The organism is Govania unica (assembly GCF_027920805.1).
GTDB lineage: Bacteria > Pseudomonadota > Alphaproteobacteria > Sphingomonadales > Govanellaceae > Govanella > Govanella unica.
Genome location: NZ_JANWOI010000004.1, coordinates 460,311 through 486,754, shown reverse-complemented (window position 1 = coordinate 486,754; position 26,444 = coordinate 460,311). Strand labels below are relative to the sequence as shown.

Annotated in this window: 29 protein-coding genes; 19 read left to right on the top strand and 10 right to left on the bottom strand. The window is 58.6% G+C overall.

The window, feature by feature from the left end:
- Positions 1-37 precede the first annotated feature (37 nt).
- A complete protein-coding gene (locus tag NYP16_RS13020) occupies positions 38-1,927 on the top strand; it encodes a hypothetical protein (RefSeq protein WP_274944591.1) in 1,890 nt (629 codons plus the stop codon).
- 54 nt (positions 1,928-1,981) lie between these two features.
- Here NYP16_RS13020 and NYP16_RS13015 read toward each other — a convergent pair whose 3' ends face one another.
- Entirely contained in the window at positions 1,982-4,054 is a 2,073-nt protein-coding gene (locus NYP16_RS13015; protein ID WP_274944590.1) for a methyl-accepting chemotaxis protein, read from the bottom strand.
- A 275-nt stretch (positions 4,055-4,329) separates the two neighbouring features.
- Positions 4,330-6,000: an ATP-binding protein gene (locus tag NYP16_RS13010; RefSeq protein WP_274944589.1), complete on the bottom strand. Its 1,671-nt coding sequence runs from the start codon at positions 5,998-6,000 to the stop codon at positions 4,330-4,332.
- A 160-nt stretch (positions 6,001-6,160) separates the two neighbouring features.
- On the opposite strand from NYP16_RS13010, the gene NYP16_RS13005 reads away from it, so the two are divergent.
- The 3 genes from NYP16_RS13005 to NYP16_RS12995 all read left to right on the top strand — a co-directional run bounded on the left by NYP16_RS13005 (position 6,161) and on the right by NYP16_RS12995 (position 7,889).
- Positions 6,161-6,814, top strand: coding sequence for a glutathione S-transferase family protein (locus NYP16_RS13005; RefSeq protein WP_274944588.1), 654 nt, complete (start codon positions 6,161-6,163; stop codon positions 6,812-6,814).
- A 126-nt stretch (positions 6,815-6,940) separates the two neighbouring features.
- Complete coding sequence (gene ykgO / locus NYP16_RS13000) at positions 6,941-7,066, top strand: type B 50S ribosomal protein L36 (RefSeq protein WP_274944587.1); 126 nt, start codon at positions 6,941-6,943, stop codon at positions 7,064-7,066.
- A 220-nt stretch (positions 7,067-7,286) separates the two neighbouring features.
- Complete coding sequence (locus NYP16_RS12995; protein ID WP_274944586.1) at positions 7,287-7,889, top strand: HAD family hydrolase; 603 nt, start codon at positions 7,287-7,289, stop codon at positions 7,887-7,889.
- Here the strand turns inward: NYP16_RS12995 and pyk are convergent, their stop codons facing one another.
- Complete coding sequence (pyk, locus tag NYP16_RS12990) at positions 7,890-9,323, bottom strand: pyruvate kinase (RefSeq protein ID WP_274944585.1); 1,434 nt, start codon at positions 9,321-9,323, stop codon at positions 7,890-7,892. It lies immediately after the preceding gene.
- Between the two features lie 93 nt (positions 9,324-9,416).
- Here pyk and NYP16_RS12985 point away from each other — a divergent pair, with 93 nt between their 5' ends.
- From NYP16_RS12985 to NYP16_RS12975, 3 genes are all read left to right on the top strand, one after another.
- The gene (locus tag NYP16_RS12985) at positions 9,417-10,178 is read left to right on the top strand and encodes an N-formylglutamate amidohydrolase (protein ID WP_274944584.1); all 762 of its coding nucleotides are present in this window, start codon (positions 9,417-9,419) and stop codon (positions 10,176-10,178) included.
- Between the two features lie 21 nt (positions 10,179-10,199).
- Positions 10,200-10,505, top strand: a complete 306-nt coding sequence (locus tag NYP16_RS12980) for a DUF1244 domain-containing protein (RefSeq protein WP_274944583.1) — start codon at positions 10,200-10,202, stop codon at positions 10,503-10,505.
- Between the two features lie 77 nt (positions 10,506-10,582).
- Entirely contained in the window at positions 10,583-10,834 is a 252-nt protein-coding gene (locus tag NYP16_RS12975) for a DUF2312 domain-containing protein (protein WP_274944582.1), read from the top strand.
- Here NYP16_RS12975 and NYP16_RS12970 read toward each other — a convergent pair.
- A complete protein-coding gene (locus NYP16_RS12970; RefSeq protein WP_274944581.1) occupies positions 10,831-12,309 on the bottom strand; it encodes a sigma-54-dependent transcriptional regulator in 1,479 nt (492 codons plus the stop codon). The genes NYP16_RS12975 and NYP16_RS12970 overlap by 4 nt on opposite strands.
- Before the next feature lie 252 nt (positions 12,310-12,561).
- Here NYP16_RS12970 and NYP16_RS12965 point away from each other — a divergent pair, with 252 nt between their 5' ends.
- The 7 genes from NYP16_RS12965 (at position 12,562) to NYP16_RS12935 (ending at position 18,920) form a co-directional block, all read left to right on the top strand.
- A complete protein-coding gene (locus NYP16_RS12965; protein ID WP_274944580.1) occupies positions 12,562-14,355 on the top strand; it encodes a M3 family oligoendopeptidase in 1,794 nt (597 codons plus the stop codon).
- 130 nt (positions 14,356-14,485) lie between these two features.
- Positions 14,486-14,614: an aa3-type cytochrome c oxidase subunit IV gene (locus NYP16_RS12960; protein ID WP_274944579.1), complete on the top strand. Its 129-nt coding sequence runs from the start codon at positions 14,486-14,488 to the stop codon at positions 14,612-14,614.
- Between the two features lie 151 nt (positions 14,615-14,765).
- On the top strand, positions 14,766-15,920 hold the full coding sequence (locus NYP16_RS12955) for a Re/Si-specific NAD(P)(+) transhydrogenase subunit alpha (protein ID WP_274944578.1): 1,155 nt from the start codon (positions 14,766-14,768) through the stop codon (positions 15,918-15,920).
- 3 nt (positions 15,921-15,923) lie between these two features.
- A complete protein-coding gene (locus tag NYP16_RS12950; RefSeq protein WP_274944577.1) occupies positions 15,924-16,226 on the top strand; it encodes a proton-translocating transhydrogenase family protein in 303 nt (100 codons plus the stop codon).
- A 15-nt stretch (positions 16,227-16,241) separates the two neighbouring features.
- A complete protein-coding gene (locus tag NYP16_RS12945; RefSeq protein ID WP_274944576.1) occupies positions 16,242-17,645 on the top strand; it encodes an NAD(P)(+) transhydrogenase (Re/Si-specific) subunit beta in 1,404 nt (467 codons plus the stop codon).
- A 97-nt stretch (positions 17,646-17,742) separates the two neighbouring features.
- Entirely contained in the window at positions 17,743-18,408 is a 666-nt protein-coding gene (locus tag NYP16_RS12940; protein ID WP_274944575.1) for a glutathione S-transferase family protein, read from the top strand.
- 11 nt (positions 18,409-18,419) lie between these two features.
- Entirely contained in the window at positions 18,420-18,920 is a 501-nt protein-coding gene (locus tag NYP16_RS12935; RefSeq protein WP_274944574.1) for a GNAT family N-acetyltransferase, read from the top strand.
- 96 nt (positions 18,921-19,016) lie between these two features.
- Here NYP16_RS12935 and rpsU read toward each other — a convergent pair whose 3' ends face one another.
- Complete coding sequence (rpsU, locus tag NYP16_RS12930) at positions 19,017-19,223, bottom strand: 30S ribosomal protein S21 (RefSeq protein WP_274944573.1); 207 nt, start codon at positions 19,221-19,223, stop codon at positions 19,017-19,019.
- A 192-nt stretch (positions 19,224-19,415) separates the two neighbouring features.
- Here rpsU and def point away from each other — a divergent pair, with 192 nt between their 5' ends.
- Together def and NYP16_RS12920 are read left to right on the top strand one after the other, a co-directional pair.
- Positions 19,416-20,009 (top strand): peptide deformylase, encoded by a 594-nt coding sequence (gene def / locus NYP16_RS12925; protein ID WP_274944572.1) that lies wholly within the window; start codon positions 19,416-19,418, stop codon positions 20,007-20,009.
- Entirely contained in the window at positions 20,006-20,659 is a 654-nt protein-coding gene (locus tag NYP16_RS12920) for a COQ9 family protein (RefSeq protein WP_274944571.1), read from the top strand. Before def ends, NYP16_RS12920 begins: the two co-directional genes overlap by 4 nt.
- A gap of 221 nt (positions 20,660-20,880) precedes the next feature.
- Here the strand turns inward: NYP16_RS12920 and NYP16_RS12915 are convergent, their stop codons facing one another.
- Both NYP16_RS12915 and purE read right to left on the bottom strand, forming a co-directional pair.
- A complete protein-coding gene (locus NYP16_RS12915) occupies positions 20,881-21,954 on the bottom strand; it encodes a 5-(carboxyamino)imidazole ribonucleotide synthase (RefSeq protein WP_274944570.1) in 1,074 nt (357 codons plus the stop codon).
- A gap of 11 nt (positions 21,955-21,965) precedes the next feature.
- Positions 21,966-22,427 (bottom strand): 5-(carboxyamino)imidazole ribonucleotide mutase, encoded by a 462-nt coding sequence (gene purE / locus NYP16_RS12910; protein ID WP_274944697.1) that lies wholly within the window; start codon positions 22,425-22,427, stop codon positions 21,966-21,968.
- A 325-nt stretch (positions 22,428-22,752) separates the two neighbouring features.
- On the opposite strand from purE, the gene NYP16_RS12905 reads away from it, so the two are divergent.
- Positions 22,753-23,484: a GGDEF domain-containing protein gene (locus NYP16_RS12905; protein WP_274944569.1), complete on the top strand. Its 732-nt coding sequence runs from the start codon at positions 22,753-22,755 to the stop codon at positions 23,482-23,484.
- Between the two features lie 18 nt (positions 23,485-23,502).
- Here the strand turns inward: NYP16_RS12905 and NYP16_RS12900 are convergent, their stop codons facing one another.
- Positions 23,503-23,715, bottom strand: coding sequence for a YdcH family protein (locus tag NYP16_RS12900; RefSeq protein ID WP_274944568.1), 213 nt, complete (start codon positions 23,713-23,715; stop codon positions 23,503-23,505).
- 115 nt (positions 23,716-23,830) lie between these two features.
- Here NYP16_RS12900 and NYP16_RS12895 point away from each other — a divergent pair, with 115 nt between their 5' ends.
- Positions 23,831-24,337: a TIGR02444 family protein gene (locus tag NYP16_RS12895; RefSeq protein WP_274944567.1), complete on the top strand. Its 507-nt coding sequence runs from the start codon at positions 23,831-23,833 to the stop codon at positions 24,335-24,337.
- On the opposite strand, the gene NYP16_RS12890 is transcribed toward NYP16_RS12895, so the two are convergent.
- On the bottom strand, positions 24,334-24,924 hold the full coding sequence (locus NYP16_RS12890) for a UbiX family flavin prenyltransferase (RefSeq protein WP_274944566.1): 591 nt from the start codon (positions 24,922-24,924) through the stop codon (positions 24,334-24,336). The two genes, NYP16_RS12895 and NYP16_RS12890, sit on opposite strands and share 4 nt — an antisense overlap.
- Positions 24,925-25,238: 314 nt before the next feature.
- Between NYP16_RS12890 and NYP16_RS12885 the strand changes: the two genes are divergently transcribed.
- Entirely contained in the window at positions 25,239-25,406 is a 168-nt protein-coding gene (locus tag NYP16_RS12885; protein WP_274944565.1) for a YdcH family protein, read from the top strand.
- 290 nt (positions 25,407-25,696) lie between these two features.
- Here the strand turns inward: NYP16_RS12885 and NYP16_RS12880 are convergent, their stop codons facing one another.
- A complete protein-coding gene (locus tag NYP16_RS12880) occupies positions 25,697-26,380 on the bottom strand; it encodes a DUF1013 domain-containing protein (RefSeq protein ID WP_274944564.1) in 684 nt (227 codons plus the stop codon).
- Between the last annotated feature and the right edge of the window lie 64 nt (positions 26,381-26,444).

Here is a 26,444-nt window from a genome sequence, read left to right as displayed (position 1 = left end):
CTGGTCCGCAGGAATAATCACACGCGGATGCCTCGATATGTATCTCAAGCTTGAAAAAGAGATTGATGAGAAAAATGGTGCCGCCCTTGCGATATCGTTCATTGAACTGCGAACGCCACCAATAAACCCACCCAAAGGCTCAGCCCGATACAAACAGATAGGCAGACACGCCGACAAAATCTTCCAACTCGGCGGAAGCAAAGGCTTCAACTATAAAGCGACATTTCTTAAGTTTATCCCATATGTGAACGATGAAGATGTGGACCTCACCGGTCATGCCTATCAGCGGGCCTTGCTATTGCCAAAAAAAGACGACGACTACCGTGATGAGCTGGTCCCCGACATCACTTGCAAGCTGCTTTTCTACAGTGACAAGGAAGAAAATCAGTCTTCAGACACAGCGTTAATACAGCGAAATTGTGCGGAATCCTTTATCGGCACTTTCCAATACACAACGTTTCGTTTCCCCACAGACTCTCTCGAAACACAGACCCGCGTTGAAATATGCCATTTATTGTGCGACGCGCGTGCGGGAAGGAACAAAGAAAATTTAGTCCTGTGCAACATCTTTGCGATGCGTTGGGCACTCTGCGACAAGATCATCGACAGCAACAGGGAGAAACTCCCTCCCGAGCTGATCAAGCACTTGCAGGATGATGTCATCGACATGCTACCCACCGACATGTTGCCAAAACTCGGCAAGATCATGACCTTGCTTGCAGAGAAATCAGGCAATTATGACAAGCACCTAAACCATCTCGACAAAGCCAAAGTCAATCTCCAATGGTGGCCCGCAGCTACAGCCTACGGCTCGGCCCTCATAGCCATGCCCGATATGGGACTTGAGGATTTCATACCTTACGTCAACCAATTGATGCTGGATGCCAGAGAAAAATATAATGCCTACTTCGCGATGCTATTGCGACATATCCACAGCGACATCCGCGCCAAACAGCCGACGCCGAAATTCGCAGAAGAGCAGAATAAAATTCTGACGGAATTCCGCGCCGCAACGGATGAGAAAGAATATGATCTAGTCTTCGATCTGATCGACTTGGACATAAAAGCAGAATCAGAAAAACTTGCTCTCCAGGCTAAAATCGCCAGAGCCAATATGGAAGAACTTCTCGCAAGTTATAAAGCCCCGCACACCAATAAGAAGCAAACGTCTCGGCCAAAGAAGGGCGAGAATAAATCCAAGAAATCAACCCCGATTAAGACCGGCAAGCAGGAAGTTTTTGACAAGATCAAGCCCGTGCTAAGTAACGAACCGGCACAGAGCGGATTGGAAGATTTTCTCAAATTCATGCGCCTCGATTGCCAGGATCTCCAAAAACAGATCACAAGCCTGCTCGAGGACGAGAAAGACTCAGCATTGTCTGAAGCCAAAAGCAGTCTTCTCATTCTGATCGACGAGACGCTCAAGAACCTTGAGAGCGCACTTCAGAGCAAAAAATTTACCGAAAAGGACGCTGACACCGTTGTGAAAGCCTGCCAAAAGGCCCAAACCACATTACGGAATGTCATCAAAGAAAATCAAACAACCGAAGCTTTCGACAAGGCACTGAAGAAAGCCGTGACCGACGAAACCATCACCCTCAATCGTCGCGCGGGTGGAGAAATCACAAGCCAGCATGGAAATCCGCCCTGGCATGATATCTGGGCTCGCTATCATGACAAACCCATCGACAGTGCATATGAGATTATTATCGGAACCAAAACCCGTTATCTCTGCGAAAATGAATGCATTGCCTATTATGTTACGACATCAAGTCGGTCCGGCTATGATTTCGATATTTCCGCACATTACTGGGTGCGGCTGGAAGGGCGCACAAGCGATCCAATCGACGAAGATGGTTTTATGAACAGGGCGGATTGGTATGACACCTATATCCCCTGTTTCGTGCTCCATGTTCCGAAGGTCTGAAAACGCAAATGGCGCCCCCGGTAGGAGCGCCATTTTCTGAATATGACAGTGCTGTTATGCAGCGCGGATCTGGGCCAGGAAAGAATCCACCTGGGCCCGCAGGCTGTCGGTCTGTTGCGCCACCTCACGGGCCGAGGTCAGCACTTCGTTGGCCGCGCGGCCAGTGCTTTCGGCGCCGTCATTCACGGTGACGATGTTCGAGGTCACTTCCTGCGTGCCCGAGGACACTTCGGCCACATTGCGGGCGATTTCATGGGTTGAGCTATCCTGCTGCTCAACCGCCGCCGCGATGGTCACCGCTGTTTCATCGATGCGCTTGATGACGTCGGCAATGACACGAATGGCATTGACGGCGGCTTCGGTCGCGACCTGCATGCCACTTACCTGCGCAGTGATTTCCTCGGTCGCGGTCGCGGTCTGGCTGGCCAGATTTTTAACCTCGGAGGCGACCACGGCGAAGCCCTTGCCGGCTTCACCTGCACGCGCGGCTTCGATAGTGGCGTTCAGGGCAAGAAGGTTGGTCTGGCTCGCGATGTCGCTGATCAGATTGACGACGTCGCCAATCTTGTTCGCGGCGGCGACCAGTCCCTGGATCTCGTCGGTTGCCCGGCTCGTCTCCGACACCGCATTGCGGGCGAAGCTTGTGGACTGGCCAACCTGATTGGAGATTTCCTTGACGGACGCTGACAGTTCTTCGGCTGCACTCGCCACCATCTGGATGTTGGAGCTGGCCTGTTCCGACGCTTTCGCAACCACCGACGACTGACGGCTGGTTTCATCAGCGACCGACGACATGCCCTGCGCCGCTTTTTCCATCTGATCGGCAGAGGCCGAGAGCGACCCCACAAGCTGCATCACCGACTGTTCAAAACGATCGGCAAGGCCGAGCATTTCCTCGCGGCGTTTCAGACGATCCTGCTCCTCACGATCCTGCTCGCGACGGCGCTGTTCTTCTTCCTGAACGCGATGACGCTCGGCTTCCTCTTCCTTGGCCCGACGTGCGGCTTCTTCGGTGTGCTTATGCTCGGCTTCAAGACGCTGACGCTCGATGGCGTTGTTCTTGAACACTTCAACCGCAGCCGCCATACCGCCGATTTCATCTTCACGATCGGTGCCGGCCACTTCAACCTGAAGATTGCCCGCAGCAAGTTCGCTCATCACATCGCCAAGGCGACGCAGCGGACGAATGATGCGTCCGGCCACCAGCCAGAATGAGGCCGCACCGATGGCCACCGCCAACATCAGCATAATCGATTCGAACATCACCGCGCGTGTGGCCTCCGAAGAATGCTGATCGGCGATCGTCTGCATTTCTTCAACCGCGAGCTGGCTCAGCTTGGTGATCGTGGCACCGGCCTTGGCCGAGCGATCAATCCATTCAAGTGCGGTCAACGGATAGGGTTCCTGCACCTGCGCGGCAGCATAGACATCTTCGCGGGTCTGCTGGAAAGCCCCGAAAAATTCCTTTTGCACGGCGACCACGGCGGGCTTCATCTCGGCCGATACCAGGGACGAATTGGTCAGGTTTTGCACACTGTCCCAGGACGTCTCAAGCGAGCCGCGATAATTTGCGAGAACTTCAAGCATCAAAGGAGAAATCGGTTCACCCGAAGCCATGGTGCCGCCGATAACCGATGCTTCCTGATCGGCGCTTTCCATCATCAGCGCCAGTGCCTGGTTGAGCTGCTGATAGGCGATAATCTGCGGATCATTATTGCCCGATTCATATTCCGTGCTGATGCGGGCTTTTTGCAGAGATTTAATCAGATCCGTCACCGCGCGGGTATATTTGCGGTCAACACGGCCCTGACGTTCTTCCTTAGGCAGAGCGAAATTCTTGTCCACCTCGTCACGAAGAAGCTCAAGCGCCTTGTGTTTCTCCTCGATTGCCTTGATAAGCTCGGCCTTTCCCGCGAAATCGGGACGCTGCTTCAAGCTCGTCATGCCGTCGAGAAAGGCCTTCTCACCCGCGGCCCGGGCGGTATCGATACGGCTGCGGAACTCGGCGCTGCCGGGTTCCGGGAAATTCAGCGCCGTATTCATGATACCGCGCGCAAATGACCAGTTGCGGGACGCGCTGATGAAAGATTCTGAAATCTTGCTGTCTGCTACGACCAGCTCAGCCACCCTGCGATCCTTGAGTGCTCTGACAGCCGACATCGAGCTATAAGCGATGACTGCAAGAATCAGAATACCGACAATCGCGAATAATGAATTGCGGATCGTCAAGATCCGCGCCAGGCGAAACCCTGTCTCTACATTACTCATGCGCATATTATACACCCCTCGTGATACTCTGCTCTTTGAACCACTATGATCACATCGGATATCACAGGGTTCTTAAATGAACCTTAAAAGCTGAGCGGAATTATCCCGCCAAACCTTCCATTCAAAATAGATCTTCAACCGGATCGCATACGCCAGGCCGTCACGACATCGGCCACATGTGCCGTTCCCGCCGCAGCCTGCTGCCAATGATCGCTGAACCGCGGGCTTTCGCTCGATGGCCGCTGATCTTCCGGCAATTCATCCAGAAGCGCCCGCACCGGCGCCTTGACGCCTTCGCCGACGATCAACACTTCCCGGTTCTGCAGTGATGGCAACGCCGCGAGAAATCCCTTGGCCCCTTCGGGCAGAACATGTTCAACAAACGCCTGATCGCGTTCATTGTTCATGCGCATGGCGATGATGGTGCCGCATTGCGACAGGGCCGATTCGGACAGTTCAGCCGGGCGCTGCGAAATGAGCCCGAGCGACACCCCGTATTTGCGGCCTTCCTTGGCGATGCGTTCGATCCCGAGCCTTGCGGCGCTGTTGCCGATGCCGTCTTTCGCCGACACATAGCGATGCGCTTCCTCGCATACGAGCAAAATCGGGCGGGCATTGCGGCCCCGACTCCAGAGCGCGAAATCGAACACCACGCGACAGAGCACGCCGACCACCACATCGACGATATCGCTTGGCACGCCCGACAGATCGATGATGGAAATCGGCCGATCATTGCCCGGAAAACGTAGCAGACGCGACAGAATCTCCGCCAGATTATCGTTCAGCAACAGGCCCGAGAACATGAACCCGTAGCGCTGATCCTTGCGCAATTCCTCGATCTTGGTTTTGAGCCTGAGATAGGGAATGACCTTCTCCGGCTTGTCGAGACGGCCCATCTCATTGTCGATACTCTGCACGAGATCGGAAATCTTGTAGGGCACCGGCGTATCCACCGTGACCCGGGCCAGCGACCGGTTGCGCGTGTCCTTGGTGCGCGCCTGCAACAGGCAGCGTTTCAGAATATCAATCTCGAGATCGCGATCGCTGTTGCGGCGGCCGACGAACACTTCCACATGTTCGTCAAACGTCATGAGCCAATAGGGCAGCTCCAGATTTTCAGTGGTGAAGGTTTCTGAAATTCCGGCAAAGGCGCGGCCATATTCGCCATGGGGGTCAAGCACCAGCACGTGACCGTTCGGTAGCTGTTCGACCAGACGATGCAGCAACAGGGACACCGCGCAGGACTTGCCGGTGCCGGTGCTGCCAAGCACGGCGAAATGCTTGCCGAGCAAATGGTCGGTCAACAGAATGGCCGAGGTTTTGTAATGTGGGTAGACCGTGCCGATCTTGAGCAGATCCGCACCCTCGGCGGAAAAGATCTCCTCCATCTCCGGCTTGGTGACCATCAGCACCTTCTGGCCCGGAATGGGAAAATCGGCGACGCCGCGACGAAAGCTCGACAAGCGACTGCCGTCTTCCGTAAACACCTGATGGCCCATGAAATCAAGATCCACATAGACCCTGTGGCTGTCGAAGATGCTGCCCGCGGTGGTCGCCTCGTAATTTTCGCTTGCCCGCACCTCGCGCACCGTCGCAAAGATATAGCCATGCTGCACCCCGATCTTGACGATCGACCCGATCTGGCCCGAAGGCATGAACGCCGCCTCGGCGTCAATCAGCGGCCGGTTCATGAGCTCGGGATCGCAGACCGCCACGACGCCACTGCCGGTCACCTGAATAACGGTGCCGATCAAGCCTTGTTCCGGAGCCGTAAGATGGGCTGGCGGGGTCCAGGGTTCGTTCAAAAGAAGCCTCACAAGATCTAAACAACAGGATCAAGGGGCCGAGTGTGACGGCTAGATAGTTAAAATTTGATAACGTTGCGCAACAAGTTATTTTCCTTGCTTTTGTTCTTTTTTTGTTCTATAAACCACAGTCCCCGCAAGACAGATAAAGGATCGCCCAATGACCAAGGCCGACAGAATCATCTTTTATCATTCGCCCCATACCCGGTCAGGCGGTGTCCGTGTCCTGTTTGAGGAACTCGGCCTGCCCTATGACCTTGAGCCCATCAATATGAAGGCCGGGGAGCAACGGCAGCCCGCCTATCTCGCCATCAACCCCATGGGCAAGGTGCCCGCCATACGTCATGGCGATGCACTGGTGACCGAACAGGTAGCCATCATGCTCTATCTCGCAGACCTGTTCTCTGAGGCGGGGCTGGCTCCGGCGTTCGACGATCCACTGCGCGGGCCCTATTTGCGCTGGTTCGCCTTTTACGCCGGCTGTTTCGAGCCCGCGCTCATCGACCGCGCCATGAAACGGGAAGATGCGCCAAAATCCATGAGCCCCTATGGCGATTTCGACACTGTGTTGAATACCTTAACCGGGCAGCTGGCCAAGGGACCTTTCTTCCTTGGCGAGCGTTATACGGCGCTTGATGTGTTGTGGGGGACGGCGCTCACCTGGACCACCGGCTTCAAGCTCATCCCCGAGCTGCCCGAGATCATGAGTTACCTCAGCCGGGTCAGCGCGCGCCCCGCATTCGCCCGCGCCATGGCCGCTGACAGCCTGCTCGCTGCCGAGCATGAAGCCGCCGCTGAGAAAGCAACAGCCTGACTGCCAAGAAGAGTTGACAGCCTGCCCTCGCCTGACTATCTTCCGCGAGACTTTTTCGGGAGCGCCCTTCGGAGCATCACTGGTTGTTGGCGCCTGAACTCTTTGGATTAAAAGCGGAACCGCGTCATGAAAATCGTGAATTCACTGAAGACCCTGAAGACCCGGCATCGTGATTGCCGCGTGATCCGTCGCAAGGGCCGCACCTACATCATCAACAAGACCAACCGCCGCTTTAAAGCCCGTCAAGGCTAATAGCTGTCGGGTCTCAAGGTCTTGAGACTTCTGGAAACCGCGCCCCCTGTGGCGCGGTTTCTGCGTTTGGTGCGACCTTTCGTGGGCTTATGCAGCGTCGGCAGCCGCAGCATGGATTGCCGGGTCAAGCCCGGCAATGACAGTATAAAAATCGTTTCCATGTCATTGCCGGGCTTGACCCGGCAATCCATGGTTCAACCGGCAGAATCGGCAACAGAGCATGACAAGCCCCCTCACCTATGACGCCGTCATCTTTGATCTTGGTGGCGTGCTGGTCGATTGGGACCCGCGCCATGTCTATCGCGATCTCTTTGAAGGCAACGACTGGGCCCTGGAGGCCTTTCTCAGCGAGGTTTGCAGCCCCGACTGGCACACCAAACTTGACGGCGGCATGAGCTTTGCCGAGGGCATGGCGGTGCTCACCGCCGAACACCCTCATTGCGCGGCTCTGATCGACGCCTACGACTGGGGCTGGCCGCAAATGTTCCGGGGCGAGATCGAGGGCGCGGTTGACGTCCTTGAAAGCCTGGCCGCACAAGGCATGCCGCTTTATGCGCTGAGCAATTTCCCGGCCGAGAAGTTTGACGCTTTCGTCGCAAGCTTCCCCTTCATGCGCCATTTCCGCGACGTCATCGTCTCCGGCCGCGAGGGCCTGACCAAGCCGGACCTCCGCATCTTCGAACTGGCGGTGAACCGATTCGGCGTCACCCCTCAGCGCACGCTTTATATTGACGACCGGGCTGAGAATGTGGCCGCCGCCGTTGCCATCGGCTTTCGCGGCCATCACTTCACCGGGCCCGAGGGGCTCGCCAAGCTTTTTTGATTATTGCACCTGATGCTTGCTGGCTACCCGGGCGATGCGCAGGACGTTGGTTTTGCCTGGGGTGCCAAAGGGCATGCCCGCCGTGATGACGATGCGTTCGCCGATCTCCAGAATATCGGTCTTGAGCCCGGCCTCGCAGGCTTTTTCAACCATGTCCTGAAACGAGGTGGCGTCTTCCGTCTGGACGCAATGGAGGCCCCAGACTAGGGCGAGGCGGCGCGCGGTCAGGATATTGGGCGTGAGCACCAGAAGCGGCTTTTTCGGCCGCTCGCGGGCTACCCGGATCGCCGTGGAGCCTGACGTCGTGTAGGTGACGATGGCCGCCGCATTGATGGTTTCCGCGACCTGACGGGCGGCGGCGCTGATGGCGTCGGCGGTGGTCGGCTCGGGGATGGCGAGATCGCGTTGCGAGGCGGCGAGATACATGGGGTCCGCCTCGACCCGGCTTGCGACCCGGCTCATGACCGAAACCGCCTCCACCGGATGGGCTCCAGCCGCCGATTCGCCCGACAGCATGACGGCATCCGCCCCGTCGAACACGGCGTTCGCCACGTCCGACACCTCGGCCCGGGTCGGCACCGGAGCTTCGATCATGGATTCAAGCATCTGTGTCGCCACCACCACCGGCTTGCCGAGGGTGCGGGCCTTGCGCACGATGCGCTTCTGGATTCCGGGCACCTCTTCAAGCGGCAGTTCAACCCCAAGATCGCCGCGCGCCACCATGACGCCGTCGGAGAGATCGAGAATTTCATCAAGGCAGGCAAGCGCCGCCGGTTTTTCAATCTTGGCGATGATCCCAGCCCGGCCATTGATGATGTCGCGCGCTTCCCGCACATCCTCCGGCCGCTGCACGAAGGACAGCGCCACCCAGTCGACCCCGAGATCAAGCACGAAGGTAAGGTCGCGGCGGTCTTTCTCAGTCAGCGCCGCCACGGGCAGCACGGCATGGGGCACATTGACGCCCTTCCGATTCGACAGCTTGCCGCCGACCATGACCTCGGTCTCGGCGAAATCGACGCCGCAGCGCACGACCTTCAGCCTGAGCTTGCCGTCATCGAGCAACAGGCTGGTGCCGGGCTCAAGCACGCTGAAAATCTCGGGGTGGGGCAGATTGACGCGGATTTCATCCCCCGCCTTGCTGTCGAGATCGAGCCGGAACACAGCCCCATCGGCCAGCATCACCGAACCCTTGGCAAAGGTGCCGATGCGCAGCTTCGGACCCTGCAAATCAGCCATAATGCCGATGGGCCAGCGGGCACTGCTTTCCACCTCGCGAATCGCATGATAGAGATGGGCCACGTCGTCATGGGAGCCATGGCTCATGTTGAGCCGGAAGACATCCGCCCCCGCCTCATGCAATGCGCGAATCATCGCGATCGAATTGCTTGAGGGACCTAAGGTGGCAATGATACGGGTATTCCGCTGACGGCGCATGGACTATGGCTTTCCGGATTGGACTATCTTTAAGAGACTGTTCGATTTCACGAATAGGTCAAATCAGTGCGAGACACGTTATCCCACCCGATCATGACAAACAATGACACAACCGAACTGTTGAACCCCGCCGGGTCCTACCCCCTCCTGCTCATCTGCGATCATGCGAGCCGGCATGTTCCGCCGGATCTCGGCAATCTCGGGCTGAGTGATGGCGAGCTTGATCGCCATATCGGCTGGGACATAGGTGCTGCCGCCCTCACCCGGCTGTTGTCCGCGCATTTTGACGCCCCGGCGGTGCTGGCGAGAACTTCGCGGCTGGTGATCGACGTCAACCGCGAGCTGACGTCGGACAGCCTGATTCCGGCCAACAGCGACGGCACCGACATTCCCGGCAACCGCGACTTAAGCCTTGCGGCGCGACGTGACCGCATCGACCGGTTCTATCATCCTTTTCATGCCGTGGTGGAGGCCCAGATCAAGGCCATGACCCTGACCAAGGCCGTGCCGCTGGTGATCGGTGTCCATAGCTTTACGCCGGTCATGAACGGCATCCGCCGCCCCTGGGTCGCCGGACTGTTGTGGAACCGCGACCCGCGGCTTGCGCAAGCCATGATCAGGGGCCTGCGCAAGCGCGGCCACATGACGGGTGACAACGAACCCTATTCGGGCCAGCATCTTTTTTACACCATGGACCGCCATGGCTCGGCCCATGGCCTGCCGCAGGCGACCCTTGAAATTCGCCAGGACCAGATCAGTACCGACGACGGCATCGCCCACTGGGCCGCCATCATCGCCGAGGTGATCAGCGAAATCGCCGGCGACCCGGCACTTGGTCACCGCAGCCATTATTAATCCCCTTTAAGGAGCCCTGCCATGATCGACCGTCACACCATGATGCATCTTGAAGCCGCCGCCTTTGAACGGCTGGTCATGCATCTCCGCAAACGCACCGACGTGCAGAACATCGACCTCATGGGCGAAGGCGGATTTTGCCGCAATTGCCTGGCCGACTGGCTGAAGGACGCGGCTGACGCCCATAACATTCCGCTGAGCAAGGACGAGGCTCGCGAAGTCATCTATGGCATGCCCTATGACGAATGGCGGGCGCAGCATCAGGCCGAAGCCACCCCGGAGCAGCTCGCCCGCATGCAGGACAGCGTGGCCAAGAACAAGGCCTGACCGAGACCCGTTGCCATGACTACCGGGGACGGTTATTGTGCCGCCCCTTGGATGAGTGACTTGTTGGAGACTGTGGCATGACGGATGTTGGTGGTATCGCGGGAGAAGCGCTTCGGAACTTCATCGAACGCATCGAGCGGCTTGAAGAAGAAAAGAAGGCACTGGCCGACGACATCAAAGACGTCTTCGCCGAATCAAAAGCCCACGGCTTCGACGTCAAGATCATGCGTCAGCTGATCCGTCTGCGCAAAATGGAAGACGATGCGCGGAAGGAGATGGACGCCCTTCTCGACGTCTATGCTCATGCCCTCGGCATGGAACGCGGCTAAGCTTTACGCTTACTGTCAGCCGGGGCGATCGTCGCGAGGCCGAGTTCCTCGGTCTTGCGATAGAGGGTTGAACGCCCAATGCCAAGGCGGCGGGCGATTTCTGACATATGGCCATTATATTTCTCAAGCGCCAGCTGGATGAGGTCGCGTTCCACCTCCGCAAGCGTGCGCAGATGGCCGTCCGCATCATAAATCGCAATGTCCTTCCCGAGCCCCGCCGGGACTGACTGCCCCGTCGGCAGCGCGCGCGGATAGCCGGTGAGCGGAGGGACCCGGCCCGGTCCGCCGCCATGAGCCGCGTTCAGGATCTGCGGGAAATCTTCCACATCTAGGGCATCGCCATCGGCCAGAATGACGGCGCGGAACACCGCGTTTTCAAGCTGCCGTACGTTGCCCGGCCAGTCATAGTGATACAACAAATCCATGGCGCGGTCGGTCAGAGGACGCTCCGGGCGGCCTTCCCCTTCGGAAAGATTGCGGCAGAAATGCTGCACCAGTAGCGGAATATCGTCGCGCCGCTCCCGCAGCGACGGCAGCCGGATCGGGAACACATTCAGGCGATAGAGCAGATCCTCCCGGAACATGCCGTCCTTCACACGTTCGATCAGGGTCTTGTTGGTGGCGGAAATCAGCCGGATATCGACTTTGATCGCCTTGCGGCCACCGACCGAGTCGACCTCGCCTTCCTGAATGGCGCGCAGCAGCTTGACCTGAATATCCATTGGCAGTTCCCCGATCTCATCGAGAAACAAGGTGCCGCCCGTGGCTTCGACAAATTTGCCGTCATGGCGTTCGGTGGCGCCGGTGAAGGCGCCTTTTTCATGGCCGAACAGAATGCTTTCCACGAGATTTTCCGGGATCGCCCCGCAGTTCACGGTAACGAAGGATTTGTCAGCCCGGTCGCTCACGCCCTGAATGGCGCGGGCGAAGATTTCCTTGCCGACGCCGCTTTCGCCTTCGATCAAGATTGGAATGTTGGAGGCCGCCCCTTTGCAGGCAAGCTCGATAGCCTGCCGCATGGCCGGGCTGCGGCCGATCAGGGATTCGAAAGTCATCGGCCCCTTATAACCGCGCTTGTTGCGTGTGATTTCGCCGGTCAGCACATTGACCTTAAGCGCGCTTTCCACCGCCCGCCGCAATTTGTCCGGCGACGCCGGTTTGGTGAGAAAATCCGTGGCCCCGGCACGCATCACATGCACCACCGTTTCGACCGAATTCTCCGCCGTCAGCACAATCACCGGCAGGCTTGGGTTCTGGGGACGGATATCGCGCAAGACTTCGAGGCCGGTCATGCCGGGCATCACAAGGTCAAGCAGCACAAGATCAATGTCCCCGCCGTCTGCCGCCCGCAACTGCCCGAGCGCATCGCCGCCGGACGACGCCACACGCACTTCATAGCCTTCGGCCCGCATGGCCGCTGCATAGATTTTGCGTTGCAGTTCCTCGTCATCAACAATCAGAATCACTTTGGTCATGCCGTGGTCCTCATGATGCCAGGAGAGACTGATCCCGGAGGCTGCGCTGATGTATCAATACGAGACAGACCGTTAATAAGCGTTTAAGTAACGCCGTCATTTGTAATATTTTGAGACAAACGCACAGCCAAGTCCGATTAACAGCAAATAACTGGCACCGTCTTATGCCGTCTGACGCGCGGCCTTGCCCCTTGGTGACGCTGCCGATTAGACTGATTGAAATCTGAACGACCTCTCGCCAAGGATGAGACCATGACCGCCACCGCTCCAAGCCTGCCGACCTGGGATCTTTCGGACCTTTATCCCGGCCCGGATTCGCCTGAGCTTGCGGCCGACCTCGCCACCTCCGAGACAGAAGCTCAGGACTTCGCCGCCCGTTATGCCGGCAAGCTTGCGACCCTGTCCGGTGATGAACTGGCGGCGGCGGTGGCCACATTCGAACGCATTCAGGAACGTTTCGGGCGGCTTTTGAGCTATGCCGGGTTGCTGCGGGCGGGTGATCTTCTGGATGCGGACATTGGCCGCTTTGCCCAGTCGGTGCAGGAGAAAATCTCCGACATCTCCCGGGTACTGATTTTCTTCAGCCTGGAGCTGAATAATCTGGAGGACGGCGCTTTTGAGGCCGCTCTGGCCCAGTCGGCGGCGCTTGCCCATTATGGCCCGTGGCTTTTGGAGGTGCGGAAATACAAGCCCCATCAGCTGGCAGCGGAGCTTGAGGGAATCCTTCATGACAAGCAGGTGACTGGGGCGTCATCCTGGGTCCGGCTTTATGACGAGACCCTGGCCACGCTGAGCTTCACGATCCCCGATCCAGCGAGCGGGACCAGTGAGACTCTGACCATGGAAGAGGCGCTCGATCGCCTGTTCGCGCCGGAGGAGGCCCGGCGCAAGGCGGCGGCCGAAGCGCTCAGCGCCACCTTCCGCGACAATATCCGGCTTTTTACCCTGGTCACCAACACGCTGGCCAAGGATAAGGAGATCGAGGACCGCTGGCGCAAGTTCCCGAGCCCCGAAGCCTCCCGTCATCTCGCCAATCAGGTCGAGCCTGAGGTGGTGGCAGCGCTGGTCGCTGCGGTGCGCGAGGCTTATCCGTCGCTGTCCCACCGCTTTTACCGGCTGAAGGCCAAATGGATGGGCAAGGACAAGCTTGACCATTGGGACCGCAATGCGCCGCTTGAAACCGGCGAAGACAGCGCGATTTCCTGGGATGAGGCCAAAGTCATCGTGCTTGATGCCTATCGCGCCTTTTCACCGGAACTCGCCGACGTCGGCCAAAGATTCTTCGACAAGCCATGGATCGATGTGCCGCCCCGCCCCGGCAAAGCCACCGGGGCCTTTGCCCATCCGACGGTGCCGGCCGTGCATCCTTATCTGCTGCTGAATTACATGGGCAAGACGCGGGATGTCATGACCCTTGCCCATGAGCTTGGCCATGGCGTGCATCAGGTGCTGGCTGCCGATCAGGGGCTGTTTCTATCGGACACGCCGCTTACCCTGGCCGAGACCGCTTCGGTCTTTGGCGAGATGCTCACCTTCAAGGCCATGCTGGCCGCCACCACCGACCGCGCCAAGCGCCGCCATCTGTTGATGTCCAAGGTTCAGGACATGCTCAACACCGTGGTGCGGCAGATCGCCTTTTATACCTTTGAGCAAAAGATCCATGCCGCCCGCGCGAACGGGGAGCTGACGGCGGAGGATATCGGCAAGATCTGGCTTGAGGTGCAGAGCGAAAGCCTCGGCGACGCCATCCGTCTCAATGACGGTTATGACGTTTACTGGTGCTACATCTCGCATTTCATTCATTCGCCCTTTTACGTCTATGCCTATGCCTTTGGCGATTGCCTGGTGAATTCGCTCTATGCGACCTATGAAGCCGAACCTGAAGGCTTTGCCGCCAAATATATGGAACTGCTCGCCGCCGGTGGATCGAAGGGACATAAGGAGCTTCTGGCCCCGTTCGGACTCGACGCCGCAGACCCTGCGTTCTGGCGGCGCGGCCTTGCAACGCTTGCAAGCTTTATTGACGAGCTTGAAGAGAACAGCTAGACCGTCACAGTCAGACGAAGTCTGGTTAAAAATCGGGAATAAGTCCGGACAACTGGCCGCTTGCCCGAGTAGAACAAACGTTTTAGCTTAGCGCAGACTCAGAACCAAAAAAGCAGGGAAAGGATCAATCATGACGAACCACGGCAGCATGGATATGCCAGCTCATCGCCACACTTATGCAGGCTTTGTAAAGCTGCTTACGATCGTATCGATTAGCGTTGCCGCGATTCTGGTCATTATGGCCATTACGCTGATTTAAAGCGCGCAGGAAGTAAGATGCGCCAGTCCGGACCCATCTTTTCCCGAAGAGGTGTGACGACATAACCTGAACGGGCTGGAATATGGATGGCGCAGTCGAACCCCCAAGCAAAACCCATCAGGGCGATACATAACCAGAAGGGGCAGTCGTCATGAAAATCGTGATCCCGGCGGAACGCCGCGCCAATGAGACGCGCGTTGCCGCCACACCCGACACCGTGAAAAAATTCAAAGCGCTTGGTTTCGATGTCGCCATCGAAAAAGGCGCTGGTGACAAAAGCCGTTATCCCGACCAGACCTATGCCGATGCCGGCGCCGAGATCATCGCTGATGCGAAGGATCTCTATGCCGCAGGCGATATCGTCCTCAAGGTGCAGCGTCCCTTGATTGCTGGTGAAGGGTCTGTGGATGAGCTTGCACTGATGAAGAAAGGCGCTGTTCTCGCCGCCATTCTCAATCCCTATCAGTCGAAAGACGCTGTGGCTGCCTATGCCGCCCAGGGCGTAACCGCCTTCGCCATGGAATTCATGCCGCGCATCACGCGGGCGCAGTCCATGGATGTCTTGAGTTCGCAATCGAACCTCGCCGGCTACCTTGCTGTGATCGAGGCTGCTTATGAATTCGACCGCGCCTTTCCGATGATGATGACCGCCGCAGGCACCATTGCCCCGGCCCGCGTCATGGTCATGGGCGCAGGCGTCGCCGGGTTGCAGGCCATCGCCACCGCTCGTCGTCTTGGTGCCATCGTGTCGGCCACCGACGTGCGTCTGGCCGCCAAGGAACAGGTCGAAAGCCTTGGCGCAAAATTCGTTGTTGTCGATCATGACGAGCTTAAAACAGCTGAAACCTCGGGCGGCTACGCCAAGGAAATGAGCGACGACTTCAAACAAAAACAGGCAGCCTTCATTGCCGAGACCCTGAAGAAGCAGGATATCGCCATCTGTACGGCGCTGATCCCCGGCCGCAGGGCGCCCACATTGATCACCGCCGACATGGTGCGTTCCATGAAGCCGGGCTCGCTCATCGTCGATCTGGCCGCCGAACAGGGTGGCAACTGCGAATTGACCCGCCCCGGTGAAGTTTATGAAGTCGATGGCGTCAAAATCATCGGCCACGCAAACTTCCCGAGCCGCCTCGCCACCGATGCGAGCGCGCTTTATGCGAAAAACCTGCTGAACTTCCTGACCGCCTTCACGGACAAGGACAGCAAAGAGCTCAAACTCAATTGGGACGATGAGATCATCAAGGGTACAGCGCTGACCCGGGATGGACAGATCATCCATCCGGCGCTGGCGCAAGGAGCCTAACCCATGGAAACCGCAATCGGCGTCAGCCCCTTCATCTCTCAGCTCTCCCTGTTCGTTCTGGCGATTTTCGTCGGATATTATGTGGTGTGGAGTGTGACCCCCGCCCTGCATACGCCGCTCATGGCGGTCACCAACGCGATTTCGAGCGTGATCATCGTCGGCGCCATTGTCGCCGTCGGACCGGAAGGCATGAGCCTCGCCAAGATTTTGGGCTTTGTCGCCATCATTCTCGCGTCGATCAATATCTTCGGCGGCTTCACCGTGACCCAGCGCATGCTGGCCATGTACAAGAAGAAAAAGAAGTAAGGGGGGATAGCTCACATGCAAGCGCTTGAACAAAATCTGACGGCCTTCGCCTATCTTGTGGCGGCGGTGCTTTTCATCCTGTCATTGCGCGGCCTCTCCTCGCCCGAGACGTCGCAGCGCGGCAATACCTACGGCATGATCGGGATGGCCATTGCCATCATCGCGACCGTGCTCACGCCGGACGTCGTGTCCTATGAGTGGATCATCGCCGGGATCGCCATCGGCGGCGTCATCGGCGTCGTCATTGCCAAAAAGATCGCCATGACCGCCATGCCGCAGCTTGTGGCGGCGTTCCACAGCCTGGTCGGTATGGCCGCCGTATTGGTGGCCGCAGCGGCCTTTGCCCATCCGGAAAGCTTCGGCATCAGCGATCCCGCCACCGGCGAAATCCATCTGGCGAGCCGAATCGAAATGGGGCTTGGGGTCGTCATCGGCGCCATCACCTTCTCGGGCTCGGTGGTTGCCTTCCTGAAGCTTCAGGGGCTGGTGTCAGGCCGCCCCTTGGTGTTTGCCGGGCAGCATTACCTCAACCTGCTGATCGGCCTCGTGATCTTTGGCCTGATCGGGTATTTCTGCGTCGATCAGTCGCCCCATGTGTTCTGGGCCATGACCGCGCTCGCGTTCCTGATCGGCTTCCTGTTGATCCTGCCGATCGGTGGTGCGGATATGCCGGTTGTGGTGTCCATGCTCAATTCCTATTCGGGCTGGGCGGCCGCGGGCATCGGCTTCACCTTGCAGAACAACGCCCTCATCGTTACCGGCGCGCTTGTCGGGTCGTCGGGCGCGATCCTCAGCTACATCATGTGCAAGGGCATGAACCGCTCCCTGTTCAACGTCATTCTCGGCGGCTTCGGCGGGGAAACCTCGGCCGCCGCAACGGGCGTCAAGGACGACCGCCCGGTCAAGCAGGGCTCGGCCGAAGACGCAGCCTTCATCCTGAAGAACGCCGGATCGGTCATCATCGTGCCAGGTTACGGCATGGCGGTGGCGCAGGCCCAGCATGCGCTTCGGGAAATGGCTGATGCCCTTAAGGAAAACGGCGTCAATCTGTCTTATGCCATTCATCCGGTGGCCGGACGCATGCCGGGGCATATGAACGTGCTGCTGGCTGAGGCGCAGGTGCCTTATGACGAAGTGTTCGAACTTGAAGACGTCAACAGCCAGTTCCAGACCGCCGACGTGGCCTTTGTCATCGGCGCGAACGACGTCACCAACCCGGCCGCCAAGACCGATCCCACAAGCCCGATCTATGGCATGCCGATTCTCGACGTCGAAAAAGCCAAGACGGTGCTGTTCGTCAAACGCGGCATGGCTGCGGGCTACGCCGGGGTGGAGAACGAATTGTTCTTCCGCGACAACACGATGATGCTGTTCGGAGACGCGAAGAAAGTCTGCGAGGAAATCGTCAGGGCGCTTTAAACAGAAACACAGCAAAAAGGGCGGCAGAGATGCCGCCCTTTTTTTGTGGCAAAGACTATAATCAGGCAGGATCAGAACCTGTCGCAGAGGTCGAGCCATGAAACTCTATAATGCTTTTCTGTCGCCCTTCGCCGGGCGTGTGCGCGCCGCCATCTATCACAAGGGGATCGAGGATCAGGTGACCTTCGTCCTGCCCCCGACGGCGCTCAATTCGCCGGAATGGAGAGCCATCAACCCTATCGGCAAAATCCCGGTGCTCATCACCGACGGCCTGACGCTGGCCGAGAGCGAGGTCATTCTTGAATATCTGGAGGAGCGCTTCCCGCAAAAGCCTCTTCTCCCCGCCGAAGCCGCTGACCGGGCGCTGGTGCGGACGCTCAATCGCATTTGCGATCTTTATATTTTCGAGCCCTTCCGCCCGCTGTTCCAGCAATTGGCGCTGAAGGAAAACAACACCGCCATCATCGAAATCGGCGTCTCCGAAGTGCTTGATGGCCTGCGCAAGCTTGAAGGGTTCCTGCCGGATAACGCCGGGCCCTATGCAATCGGAGAAAGCCCAAGCTTTGCCGACTGCGGCCTTGTCAGCACGCTGTTCTGCGTCGACCGCATCCTTCCGGCCTTTGATGTGGTGAATCCGATCAGCCGCTTCCCGAAACTCGCGCATTACTGGGAGACCGCGAACCAGGAACCCGTTGCCCAGAAAATTCTCAAGGAACATCAATCCGCGCTTGAACATTTTCATGTCACCGGGCAGTCATCATGATCCCTATGACTATGAATAACAGACTGCTTGTGCGGCCTTTTGCGCTGGCGGATCAGGCGGCGGCGACCGCGGCGCTCGTTACCTGTTTCCATGAGACGTTTGCCCCGCTTATCCCCGCTGAGGCACTTGCCGCCTTCACCCTTGAGCGCAGCCTGACCCGTTTTGGAGATCAGGCCGTGGGCTGCACCTGGCTTTTGGAGGAGAGCGGGCAAATTGTCGGGCTGACCCAGATCGAAGGTGACGAAATCAGCCTCATTTATATGCGGCAGAGCCATCTTGGCCACGGGCTTGGGCAGGGTCTGATCGCCCCCTTGCGCGCCGCTGCCAAGGAATCGGGGCATGATCGCCTGCGGCTCTGGTGCCTGACCAGCAATCTCCGCGCCCGCCGCTTCTATGACCGTCTGGGTACCCCCACAGGGCGGACAAAAGATATTTTCCTCAATAACCTGCCGCTGCCGCATCTGGAATACGAGATCGCGACAGAGGACGGCTGCCCGGCAAAGCGGGGCTGATCGGAGAAAGATCCCCATCCCTGAAACCGCAGAAAGCCGCCATTCAATAAAGAATGGCGGCTTTCCACGAAAATTTGGAAACGCGGTCAGGCAGTCTTAAACGACGCCGTCACGTTCCGCGCGCTTGCGGTCGAGTTTACGGGCGCGGCGCACTGCGGCAGCCTGCTCACGCGTCTTTTTTTCCGAGGGCTTCTCGAAAAAGCGACGCATCTTCATTTCCCGGTAAACCCCTTCACGCTGAAGTTTTTTCTTCAGCGCGCGCAACGCCTGATCGACGTTGTTATCGCGAACCAGCACTTGCATACGGATCTCGTCTCCCTGTCCCAATATTACATGGGCGTCAAAACCATTGGCTCTGCAGCTAAACCCTAGCCACATCGCTGCTTGGCCGCTTTGGTACCAGAAGCCGATAACGATGTGAAGCATAAACTCAAAGGAATGCTGCTTTTTGGCTCAACCCTTTACCCTGAGGGGCCTTTATATCATAATTCCCCCATGACCGTTCAGAACATCACCCTCATGGGGCATCCGGTTTTGATGACCCCGGCCGGGCGAGTCGTAGACCCGACCGCGCCCGAAGTCGCCGCCCTCGTCCGCGACATGGCAGACACCATGCAGGTCGCAGGTGGCATCGGCATTGCCGCGCCACAGATCGGCGTCGGCAAACGGGTGGTGATTTTCTATACCCCGCCCAATACAGCGGCCGGCGACAGCACCGACAGCAGCCTGCGGGAGGACCTGACCAAACGCCCGCTGACCGTGTTGATCAACCCTGAGGTCGAGATCCTGACCACCGAGCGGGTCACCGGCTGGGAAGGCTGCCTGTCGGTGCCCGGCATGCGGGGCATGGTGCCGCGCGCCCCGCGCATCCGCTATCGCGGCCAGGACCTAGAGGGCCGCCTGATCGAGCGTGAGGCCCATGGCTTTCATGCCGTGGTCGTGCAGCATGAATGCGACCATCTGGACGGCATCCTCTATCCCCAGCGCATGACTGACCTTGGAACGCTGCAATTCGTCGGCGCGGCCGAGGGCGGCTCCTATGCTCCGACCGGCAATCCCTCAGACCGTAATATCGAGATGTGCGCATGACCAGCAGCGGCAAAACCCCGGACGAAATGCGCCCCGACATTATCGAGGCCATGCTGACCCATGTGCCGTTCGACGGCTGGACCCCGATCGCCATCACCCGCGCGGCCGCCGATCTCAAGATCGACCGGGCCATGATCGGCCTCGCCTTCCCGGGCGGAGCCCTGGAGATGATCGGCTGGTTCTCGGCCGAAGCGGACCGCGTCATGAGCGAAAACCTGGCCGCCGAGCATATCGAGAGTCTGAAGATCCGCGAGCGCATCACCCTGGCCGTGCGGCGGCGAATCGAGCACAACACCCCTCAGCGCGAAGCAGCCCGGCGCGCGCTCACCCTGCTGGCGCTGCCGCAGAACGCTGCCCTTGGCGCGAAACTCGCCTGGAACACAGCGGACGCCATGTGGCGGGCGGCGGGCGATACTTCCACCGACTATAATTATTACAGCAAGCGCACGATTCTCGCCGGGGTGTTCAGCGCCACCCTGCTTTATTGGCTCAATGACGACAGCGACGGCGCCGCCGACACCTGGGCCTTCCTCGATCGCCGGATCGAAGGCGTGCTGGCATTTGAAAAAGCAAAGGCACGGCTGTCCCGCATCGGCGAATCAGGCAAGGACTTCGTGCGTGGGCTGGGGAAGCTCAGATACGGGGCATAATCATCCTGTCATCCCCGCGCAAGCGGGGATCCAGTCTTTGTCACCCGGGGTTTACCAAATTGAACCGCCGGTCTGGATTCCCGCTTGCGCGGGAATGACAGCAAAAACATGAAATATGAGATATGAACCCGTAACTAGCTGTCATTGCCGGGCTTGACCCGGCAATCCATGGTGCCACCTCAAAGGTGGATTGCCGGGTCAAGCCCGGCAATGACAGCTATTTAGATCCCAAACGGTGTTAGCCGTGTCACGTGGCCCATCTTGCGGCCGGGCCGGGGTTCGGCTTTGCCGTAGTTGTGGAAGCAGAGGCCGGGTTCCCCCAGAAACTCCGCCCAGCGGCCGATGTCATCGCCGAGCAGGTTTTTCATCACCGCTCGGCTGTGCGGACGCGGGTCGCCGAGGGGGAGGCCGCATATGGCGCGGATATGTTGTTCAAACTGGCCGACGGCGCAGGCGTCCATGGTCCAGTGACCGGAATTGTGAACGCGGGGGGCGAGTTCATTGACGATGATCCCGTCGCCGGTGACGAACATTTCGACGGCGAGCACGCCCACGTACTTGAGCTCGGCGATGATCGCCCGGGCGACTGCCTCGGCTTTTTGCAGAAGTTCCGGGCTTGCCTCCGCCGGGGCGATGGTCTCATCGAGAATATGATCCACATGACGGTTTTCAACCAGCGGATAGGCAGCGATCGCGCCATCCTGCCCACGGGCGAGCACCACCGACAGCTCACGCTCGAAACTCACGAAGCCTTCAGCGATCAACCCGGTGGTGCCAAGTTTTGCCACCGCATCACCGAGTGCGGCAGCCTCGCGCACGATCACCTGGCCTTTGCCGTCATAGCCGAAGCGGCGGGTTTTGAGCACCAGCGGCAGGCCGAACTTGGCCATGGCCGCCTCGGCATCGCGGACAGTATCCACCGCCGCATAGGGAGCCGTGCGGCCACCCGCCGCCGTGATGAAATCCTTTTCGGCCATCCTGTCCTGCGTCACGCCAAGGGCGCGGGCATCGGGGAACACCGGACGGATGGCGGCCAGAAGCTCGACCGCTTCGACCGGGATATTCTCGAACTCGTAGGTCACCACATCGACCTTGGCGGCAAACGCGGCCAGAGCCTCACCGTCGCTATAATCAGCGACCGTCGCCTCTGCCGCCACCGCGAAGGCCGGGTTGTCTCCCGCCGGGGCATAGATATGGCAGCGATAGCCAAGCTCGGCCGCCGCCTGCGCCAGCATGCGGCCAAGCTGGCCGCCGCCCATAATGCCGATGATTTTGCCGGGAGCAGTGGTGATCACGTTAATTCGCCTTATTCCGGAGTAGGTTCTTCGCTGACCGAATCCGTCTGCGCCTGGCGCCAGGCTTCGAGACGACGGTCGAGCGCGGCGTCACCCAAAGCCAGGATGGACGCCGCAATCAGGCCCGCGTTCTTGGCCCCGGCCTTGCCGATGGCCAAAGTCCCGACCGGCACCCCGCCCGGCATCTGCACGATGGACAGCAAACTGTCGAGACCTTTGAGGGATTTGCTTTCGACCGGCACGCCGAATACCGGCAGGGTCGTGAGCGAGGCCACCATGCCCGGCAGATGGGCGGCGCCCCCGGCCCCGGCGATGATCACCTTGAGACCCCGGCTTTTGGCAGTTTTCGCATAATTGAACAGACGTTCAGGCGTGCGGTGGGCCGACACGACACGAGCTTCATAAGCCACGCCGAACGCATCCAGAATATCGGCGGCGCTCTGCATGGTCGGCCAATCGGACTGGCTGCCCATGACGATGCCAACTAGCGGCCCGGCTGGTTTTTTCAGCGTCGCCGTCACCGCTTTCACGGCCTTGGTTTTCACCGCTTTTTGAGGCTGTGCCGTGCTCGACACCGCCTTCGTCCCTTTTTGCACCATCATGAACCCTTTGCTCATGCGCTTGAACTGGAAAGCCGGGCATTATACTGAAGCCCTCTGGCGGCGCAATGCTACATCAAAAACAAGCTGCAAGAAGCTGAGATGCTACGGGAACAATTCCTTAACCATCCCTACATAAACTCATGCTCAGACTTCTGCCGGAGATTTGCCGGCAGACTTACAACCGCTGAGAAACAGCATGAAAATAAACGAGTCGCGTTCCATCGGCCCTATTCGCAACGTGCGCCGCTATGGCAGCAGTACCAGCGAAGCCGTATCGAGCGTCAATGCCCCGCGCAATATCCAGGACACAGCCAGCGTGCTCGGCATCCCGGCCGAGGAAATGACGCCCAAGGTGCGCGCCGCCATTATGCAGCTTATGGAGGAGGTCGACCGCGCACGCCGTGACCTCGATGCGGCTCAAAGCAAAATCACCGACCTTGAAAAGCTCGCCGATCAGGATCCGATGACGCATATGACCAACCGGCGCGCCTTTGTGCGCGAGCTTGGGCGTATGATTTCCTTTGCCGAGCGCTATGATATTCCAACCAGTCTGGTCTATTTCGACGTCAATGATCTTAAATCCATCAATGACAGTCTGGGCCATCCGGCCGGAGACGCCGCCATTCTTCATGTGGCGCGGATCATACAGCAAAATATTCGTGGTTCCGATGTGGCGGGGCGGCTCGGCGGCGATGAATTTGCCATATTGCTGCCAAATGCCGGAGAAGAGGCCGCCCAGACCAAGGCGGCAAGCCTCGCCCACGCCATTCATGACACGCCGCTTGTCACGCACGGCCAGACCCTTCATCTGAAGGTGGCCTATGGCGCCTCATCCTTCCGCCCGGGAGATGACGCCGCAACGGCACTCGCCAGTGCCGACCGCGCCATGTATGCCCATAAGAAAAAGTTGAAGACGAACCTGCTCTGATTGGCCTCAGGCGGCCCGTCAGGCGATAATGTCTGGGATCAGCTTGGATTGGAGCTGTGAAATTTCGTCTTTGATTCGCAGCTTCTTGCGCTTCAGGCGTTGCACCTGGAGCTGATTGAAAAATCCGTCTCGCAACAATGCTTCAATGGCATCATCGAGATCGCGATGTTCGGTTACGAGGTCATGCAGTCTCAAGCGAAGATCTTCTTCATCCTCGTCGAGATCACCCATACACCCTAAATCTTCCCAATCTGACAAATTTTCTTTATCCGTGAAATCTTGTCCGGCCGAACGCTGTTCAGACCCTGCTGTCTTATCTTATACTCCATTCCCTTAGTGGAAGGCCATGAATAAGGAAATCAACAGTCCATTTCCCAATCCTTTTTGGGATTACGCGTTGCGCATCTATGGGCGGGCAGCAGTCAGAGACCTGTGCCTGATGCTTCAGGATCAGCAGGGCGCGGACATAAACCTGATCTTATTTCTACTCTGGCGCGATGATTGCGGCGTGGCCCCGCCGGATCCGGACGATCTTGACGCCATGACCGCAACCCTGCTGCCGGTGCGCCTGCGCGCCATCGAGCCGCTGCGCGGACTGCGGCGGATCATGAAACGGCCGTTCCCCGACGACCTTCCCGTCTTGCGTGAGAATCTGCGGCAGCGCCTTCTCGAAGCCGAACTGGCCGCTGAGGCCGTGGCCCAGACCCTACTTTATACGCGCTTTCCTGTTGAAGACAGTGGAGCCCCGGCACATAAAGCGGCACAAGCCATCACGGGCTATCTGCGCCATATCGGAGTCGATCCCAGAGTGGCCGAAGACGCCGCAACCCGGCTTGACGCGGCTTTGGCCTAAACTTCGTCCAACGCCGCCGACATGCCACCCCAGCGCTTGACCGCCATGGTTTCGATGCCGAAAAGGTCGAGCACGCGGCCGGTGCTGTGATTGACGATATCGTCAATGGTCTGCGGACGGCTGTAAAAGGCCGGGACCGGCGGGGCGATAATAGCCCCCATCTCCGTCACTGCCAGCATGCTACGGATATGTCCGGCATGCAGCGGCGTTTCGCGCAGCATCAGCACCAGTCTGCGGCGTTCCTTGAGCACCACATCAGCGGCCCGGGTCAAAAGCTGGCTGGTCACCCCGTGGGCGATTTCCGACAGGGAGCGCACCGAACAGGGTGCCACCACCATGCCCATGGTCGGGAACGAGCCGCTTGAAATCGCCGCGCCCAGATCGTCGGCGGCATAATAATGATCGGCCAGCCCGTGAACATCCGCGAGGGTCAGCGAGGTTTCCGCCGCAAGGGTCGCCCGCGCCGCCCGGCTGACCACCAGATGGGACTCAATCCCTGAGTCGCGCAGAAGCTCGAGAAGCCGGATCCCGTAAACTACCCCTGAAGCTCCACTGATCCCCACGATCAAACGCCGAGTCTGTTTCATAATTCCCTTATCGCTCCGTATTCCCGCCAAACCGGGGTACCCGGGCTCATGCGCCAGGATGTGCCCCTACGGCCACAAATAAGGCAAACTCGCCACAAAACTGTCACAGGTGACAGTCTTTGGGGATCATGATCTAATCGTGATACCGACGCAACTCACCAAACATTAACCTGAGGAGCACCATAATCTCTTAGCGCCTTCGGATCGGCAGGAGCAAAATTACGACCCGAAGATTGTGCGGCCCAGCGCTGCGCGCACCCGTGATTTGTGCCGGAGACTCTTAGTGTTACTGAGACTTCATGGAGGAGTTTGTAATGAACGTTGAGGCTCACCTGACGACACTGCAAGGCAAAAAGGCCGGTATCGACGAGGCCATCGTTATAGAAAACAAACGCCCTAGTCCGGACAATGTCCGCATCAGCCAGCTCAAGCGGGAAAAACTCCGCCTCAAAGAAGAGATTGAGCGCTGCCATCTCAGCTGAGACCGTGATGGGCTTCCCCCTAACCAACAGCCAACGGTTCGCAAACCGTCCCTTCTTGACGCATCCTGACGTCTGACGTCATCGCGTTCTGTCTGTCGCTGTCCAAAACAGAGGCAGACAGACGAAGGCCATAATTTTGCGGTTCAGATCCGGTATCATCCTGAGCGCAACCAAAGAATCCTGGCTAAAACCAGGATCTTCGCTGCGCTCAGCATGACGGACGGCATCAAATCATACGAGTTCGAGCAGGCTCAGGAAGTCAGCTGACCCTTAAACTTGCCCGCCCGATGTTAAGATGCTTTATCTTCAGGATCTTCCGAGACTTCGCTGTCCGCAGAGGCTTCGGGTTCTTCCGACGCTTCGGGAGCGACATCGTCCGGATCGGGCAGATCGAGATCCGGCGTATCTTCGGGATCCGGCGCGTTGGCAGGTTCAGCACCGGCCTTCACACGTTCAGCCTTGGCGACGGCGCGGGCCACCGCTTCGTCCAGATCGCGCTGTTTGCAGATACCGAGGCTGACCGGGTCGCGCGGCTTGATATTGGCGATGTTCCAATGCGAGCGCTCGCGGATACTGGCAATCGTCGGCTTGGTCGTGCCGATGAGCTTACAGAGCTGAGCGTCGCTCAGTTCGGGATGATAGCGCAACAGCCAGGCGATGGCGTCGGGACGATCCTGACGCTTGGAGACCGGCGTATAGCGTGGTCCACGCGACCGCGTGCGGGCCGGAACTTCGTCCTGCCGCAGTTTGAGTCGGGCGTTCGAATCCTTCTGGCAGCGCTCGATCTCTTCCCAGGTAAGCTGGCCATTGGCCACCGGGTCAAGGCCGACGATATGCATCGCCACTTGTTCGTCGGCGATGCCTTGAACTTCAAGAGCATGCAATCCGCAGAATTCGGCAATCTGCTCGAAGGTCAGCGAGGTATTATCGACCAGCCAGACGGCAGTGGCCAACGGCATCAACGGTTGTGTCATATGTCCTCCTCTCACTGCCGGTCAAGGCAGCGTCTGCTTCCCGTCTAGACGGTCACCAGAATGT

Excerpts from the sequence above, each read along its gene's own strand:
- NYP16_RS12895 (WP_274944567.1), top strand. The coding sequence starts at position 23,831 with ATGAATAAGGAAATCAACAGTCCATTTCCCAATCCTTTTTGGGATTAC.
- def (WP_274944572.1), top strand. The coding sequence starts at position 19,416 with ATGACCGTTCAGAACATCACCCTCATGGGGCATCCGGTTTTGATGACC.
- NYP16_RS12880 (WP_274944564.1), bottom strand. The coding sequence starts at position 26,380 with ATGACACAACCGTTGATGCCGTTGGCCACTGCCGTCTGGCTGGTCGAT.
- NYP16_RS12985 (WP_274944584.1), top strand. The coding sequence starts at position 9,417 with ATGACAAACAATGACACAACCGAACTGTTGAACCCCGCCGGGTCCTAC.
- pyk (WP_274944585.1), bottom strand. The coding sequence starts at position 9,323 with ATGCGCCGTCAGCGGAATACCCGTATCATTGCCACCTTAGGTCCCTCA.
- NYP16_RS13005 (WP_274944588.1), top strand. The coding sequence starts at position 6,161 with ATGACCAAGGCCGACAGAATCATCTTTTATCATTCGCCCCATACCCGG.
- NYP16_RS12945 (WP_274944576.1), top strand. The coding sequence starts at position 16,242 with ATGCAAGCGCTTGAACAAAATCTGACGGCCTTCGCCTATCTTGTGGCG.
- NYP16_RS12890 (WP_274944566.1), bottom strand. The coding sequence starts at position 24,924 with ATGAAACAGACTCGGCGTTTGATCGTGGGGATCAGTGGAGCTTCAGGG.
- purE (WP_274944697.1), bottom strand. The coding sequence starts at position 22,427 with ATGGGCAGCCAGTCCGATTGGCCGACCATGCAGAGCGCCGCCGATATT.
- NYP16_RS12950 (WP_274944577.1), top strand. The coding sequence starts at position 15,924 with ATGGAAACCGCAATCGGCGTCAGCCCCTTCATCTCTCAGCTCTCCCTG.
- NYP16_RS12960 (WP_274944579.1), top strand. The coding sequence starts at position 14,486 with ATGACGAACCACGGCAGCATGGATATGCCAGCTCATCGCCACACTTAT.
- NYP16_RS12980 (WP_274944583.1), top strand. The coding sequence starts at position 10,200 with ATGATCGACCGTCACACCATGATGCATCTTGAAGCCGCCGCCTTTGAA.
- NYP16_RS12900 (WP_274944568.1), bottom strand. The coding sequence starts at position 23,715 with ATGGGTGATCTCGACGAGGATGAAGAAGATCTTCGCTTGAGACTGCAT.
- NYP16_RS12965 (WP_274944580.1), top strand. The coding sequence starts at position 12,562 with ATGACCGCCACCGCTCCAAGCCTGCCGACCTGGGATCTTTCGGACCTT.
- NYP16_RS12920 (WP_274944571.1), top strand. The coding sequence starts at position 20,006 with ATGACCAGCAGCGGCAAAACCCCGGACGAAATGCGCCCCGACATTATC.
- NYP16_RS13020 (WP_274944591.1), top strand. The coding sequence starts at position 38 with ATGTATCTCAAGCTTGAAAAAGAGATTGATGAGAAAAATGGTGCCGCC.
- NYP16_RS12935 (WP_274944574.1), top strand. The coding sequence starts at position 18,420 with ATGAATAACAGACTGCTTGTGCGGCCTTTTGCGCTGGCGGATCAGGCG.
- NYP16_RS12975 (WP_274944582.1), top strand. The coding sequence starts at position 10,583 with ATGACGGATGTTGGTGGTATCGCGGGAGAAGCGCTTCGGAACTTCATC.
- NYP16_RS12905 (WP_274944569.1), top strand. The coding sequence starts at position 22,753 with ATGAAAATAAACGAGTCGCGTTCCATCGGCCCTATTCGCAACGTGCGC.
- rpsU (WP_274944573.1), bottom strand. The coding sequence starts at position 19,223 with ATGCAAGTGCTGGTTCGCGATAACAACGTCGATCAGGCGTTGCGCGCG.
- NYP16_RS12955 (WP_274944578.1), top strand. The coding sequence starts at position 14,766 with ATGAAAATCGTGATCCCGGCGGAACGCCGCGCCAATGAGACGCGCGTT.
- ykgO (WP_274944587.1), top strand. The coding sequence starts at position 6,941 with ATGAAAATCGTGAATTCACTGAAGACCCTGAAGACCCGGCATCGTGAT.
- NYP16_RS12995 (WP_274944586.1), top strand. The coding sequence starts at position 7,287 with ATGACAAGCCCCCTCACCTATGACGCCGTCATCTTTGATCTTGGTGGC.
- NYP16_RS12885 (WP_274944565.1), top strand. The coding sequence starts at position 25,239 with ATGAACGTTGAGGCTCACCTGACGACACTGCAAGGCAAAAAGGCCGGT.
- NYP16_RS12940 (WP_274944575.1), top strand. The coding sequence starts at position 17,743 with ATGAAACTCTATAATGCTTTTCTGTCGCCCTTCGCCGGGCGTGTGCGC.
- NYP16_RS12970 (WP_274944581.1), bottom strand. The coding sequence starts at position 12,309 with ATGACCAAAGTGATTCTGATTGTTGATGACGAGGAACTGCAACGCAAA.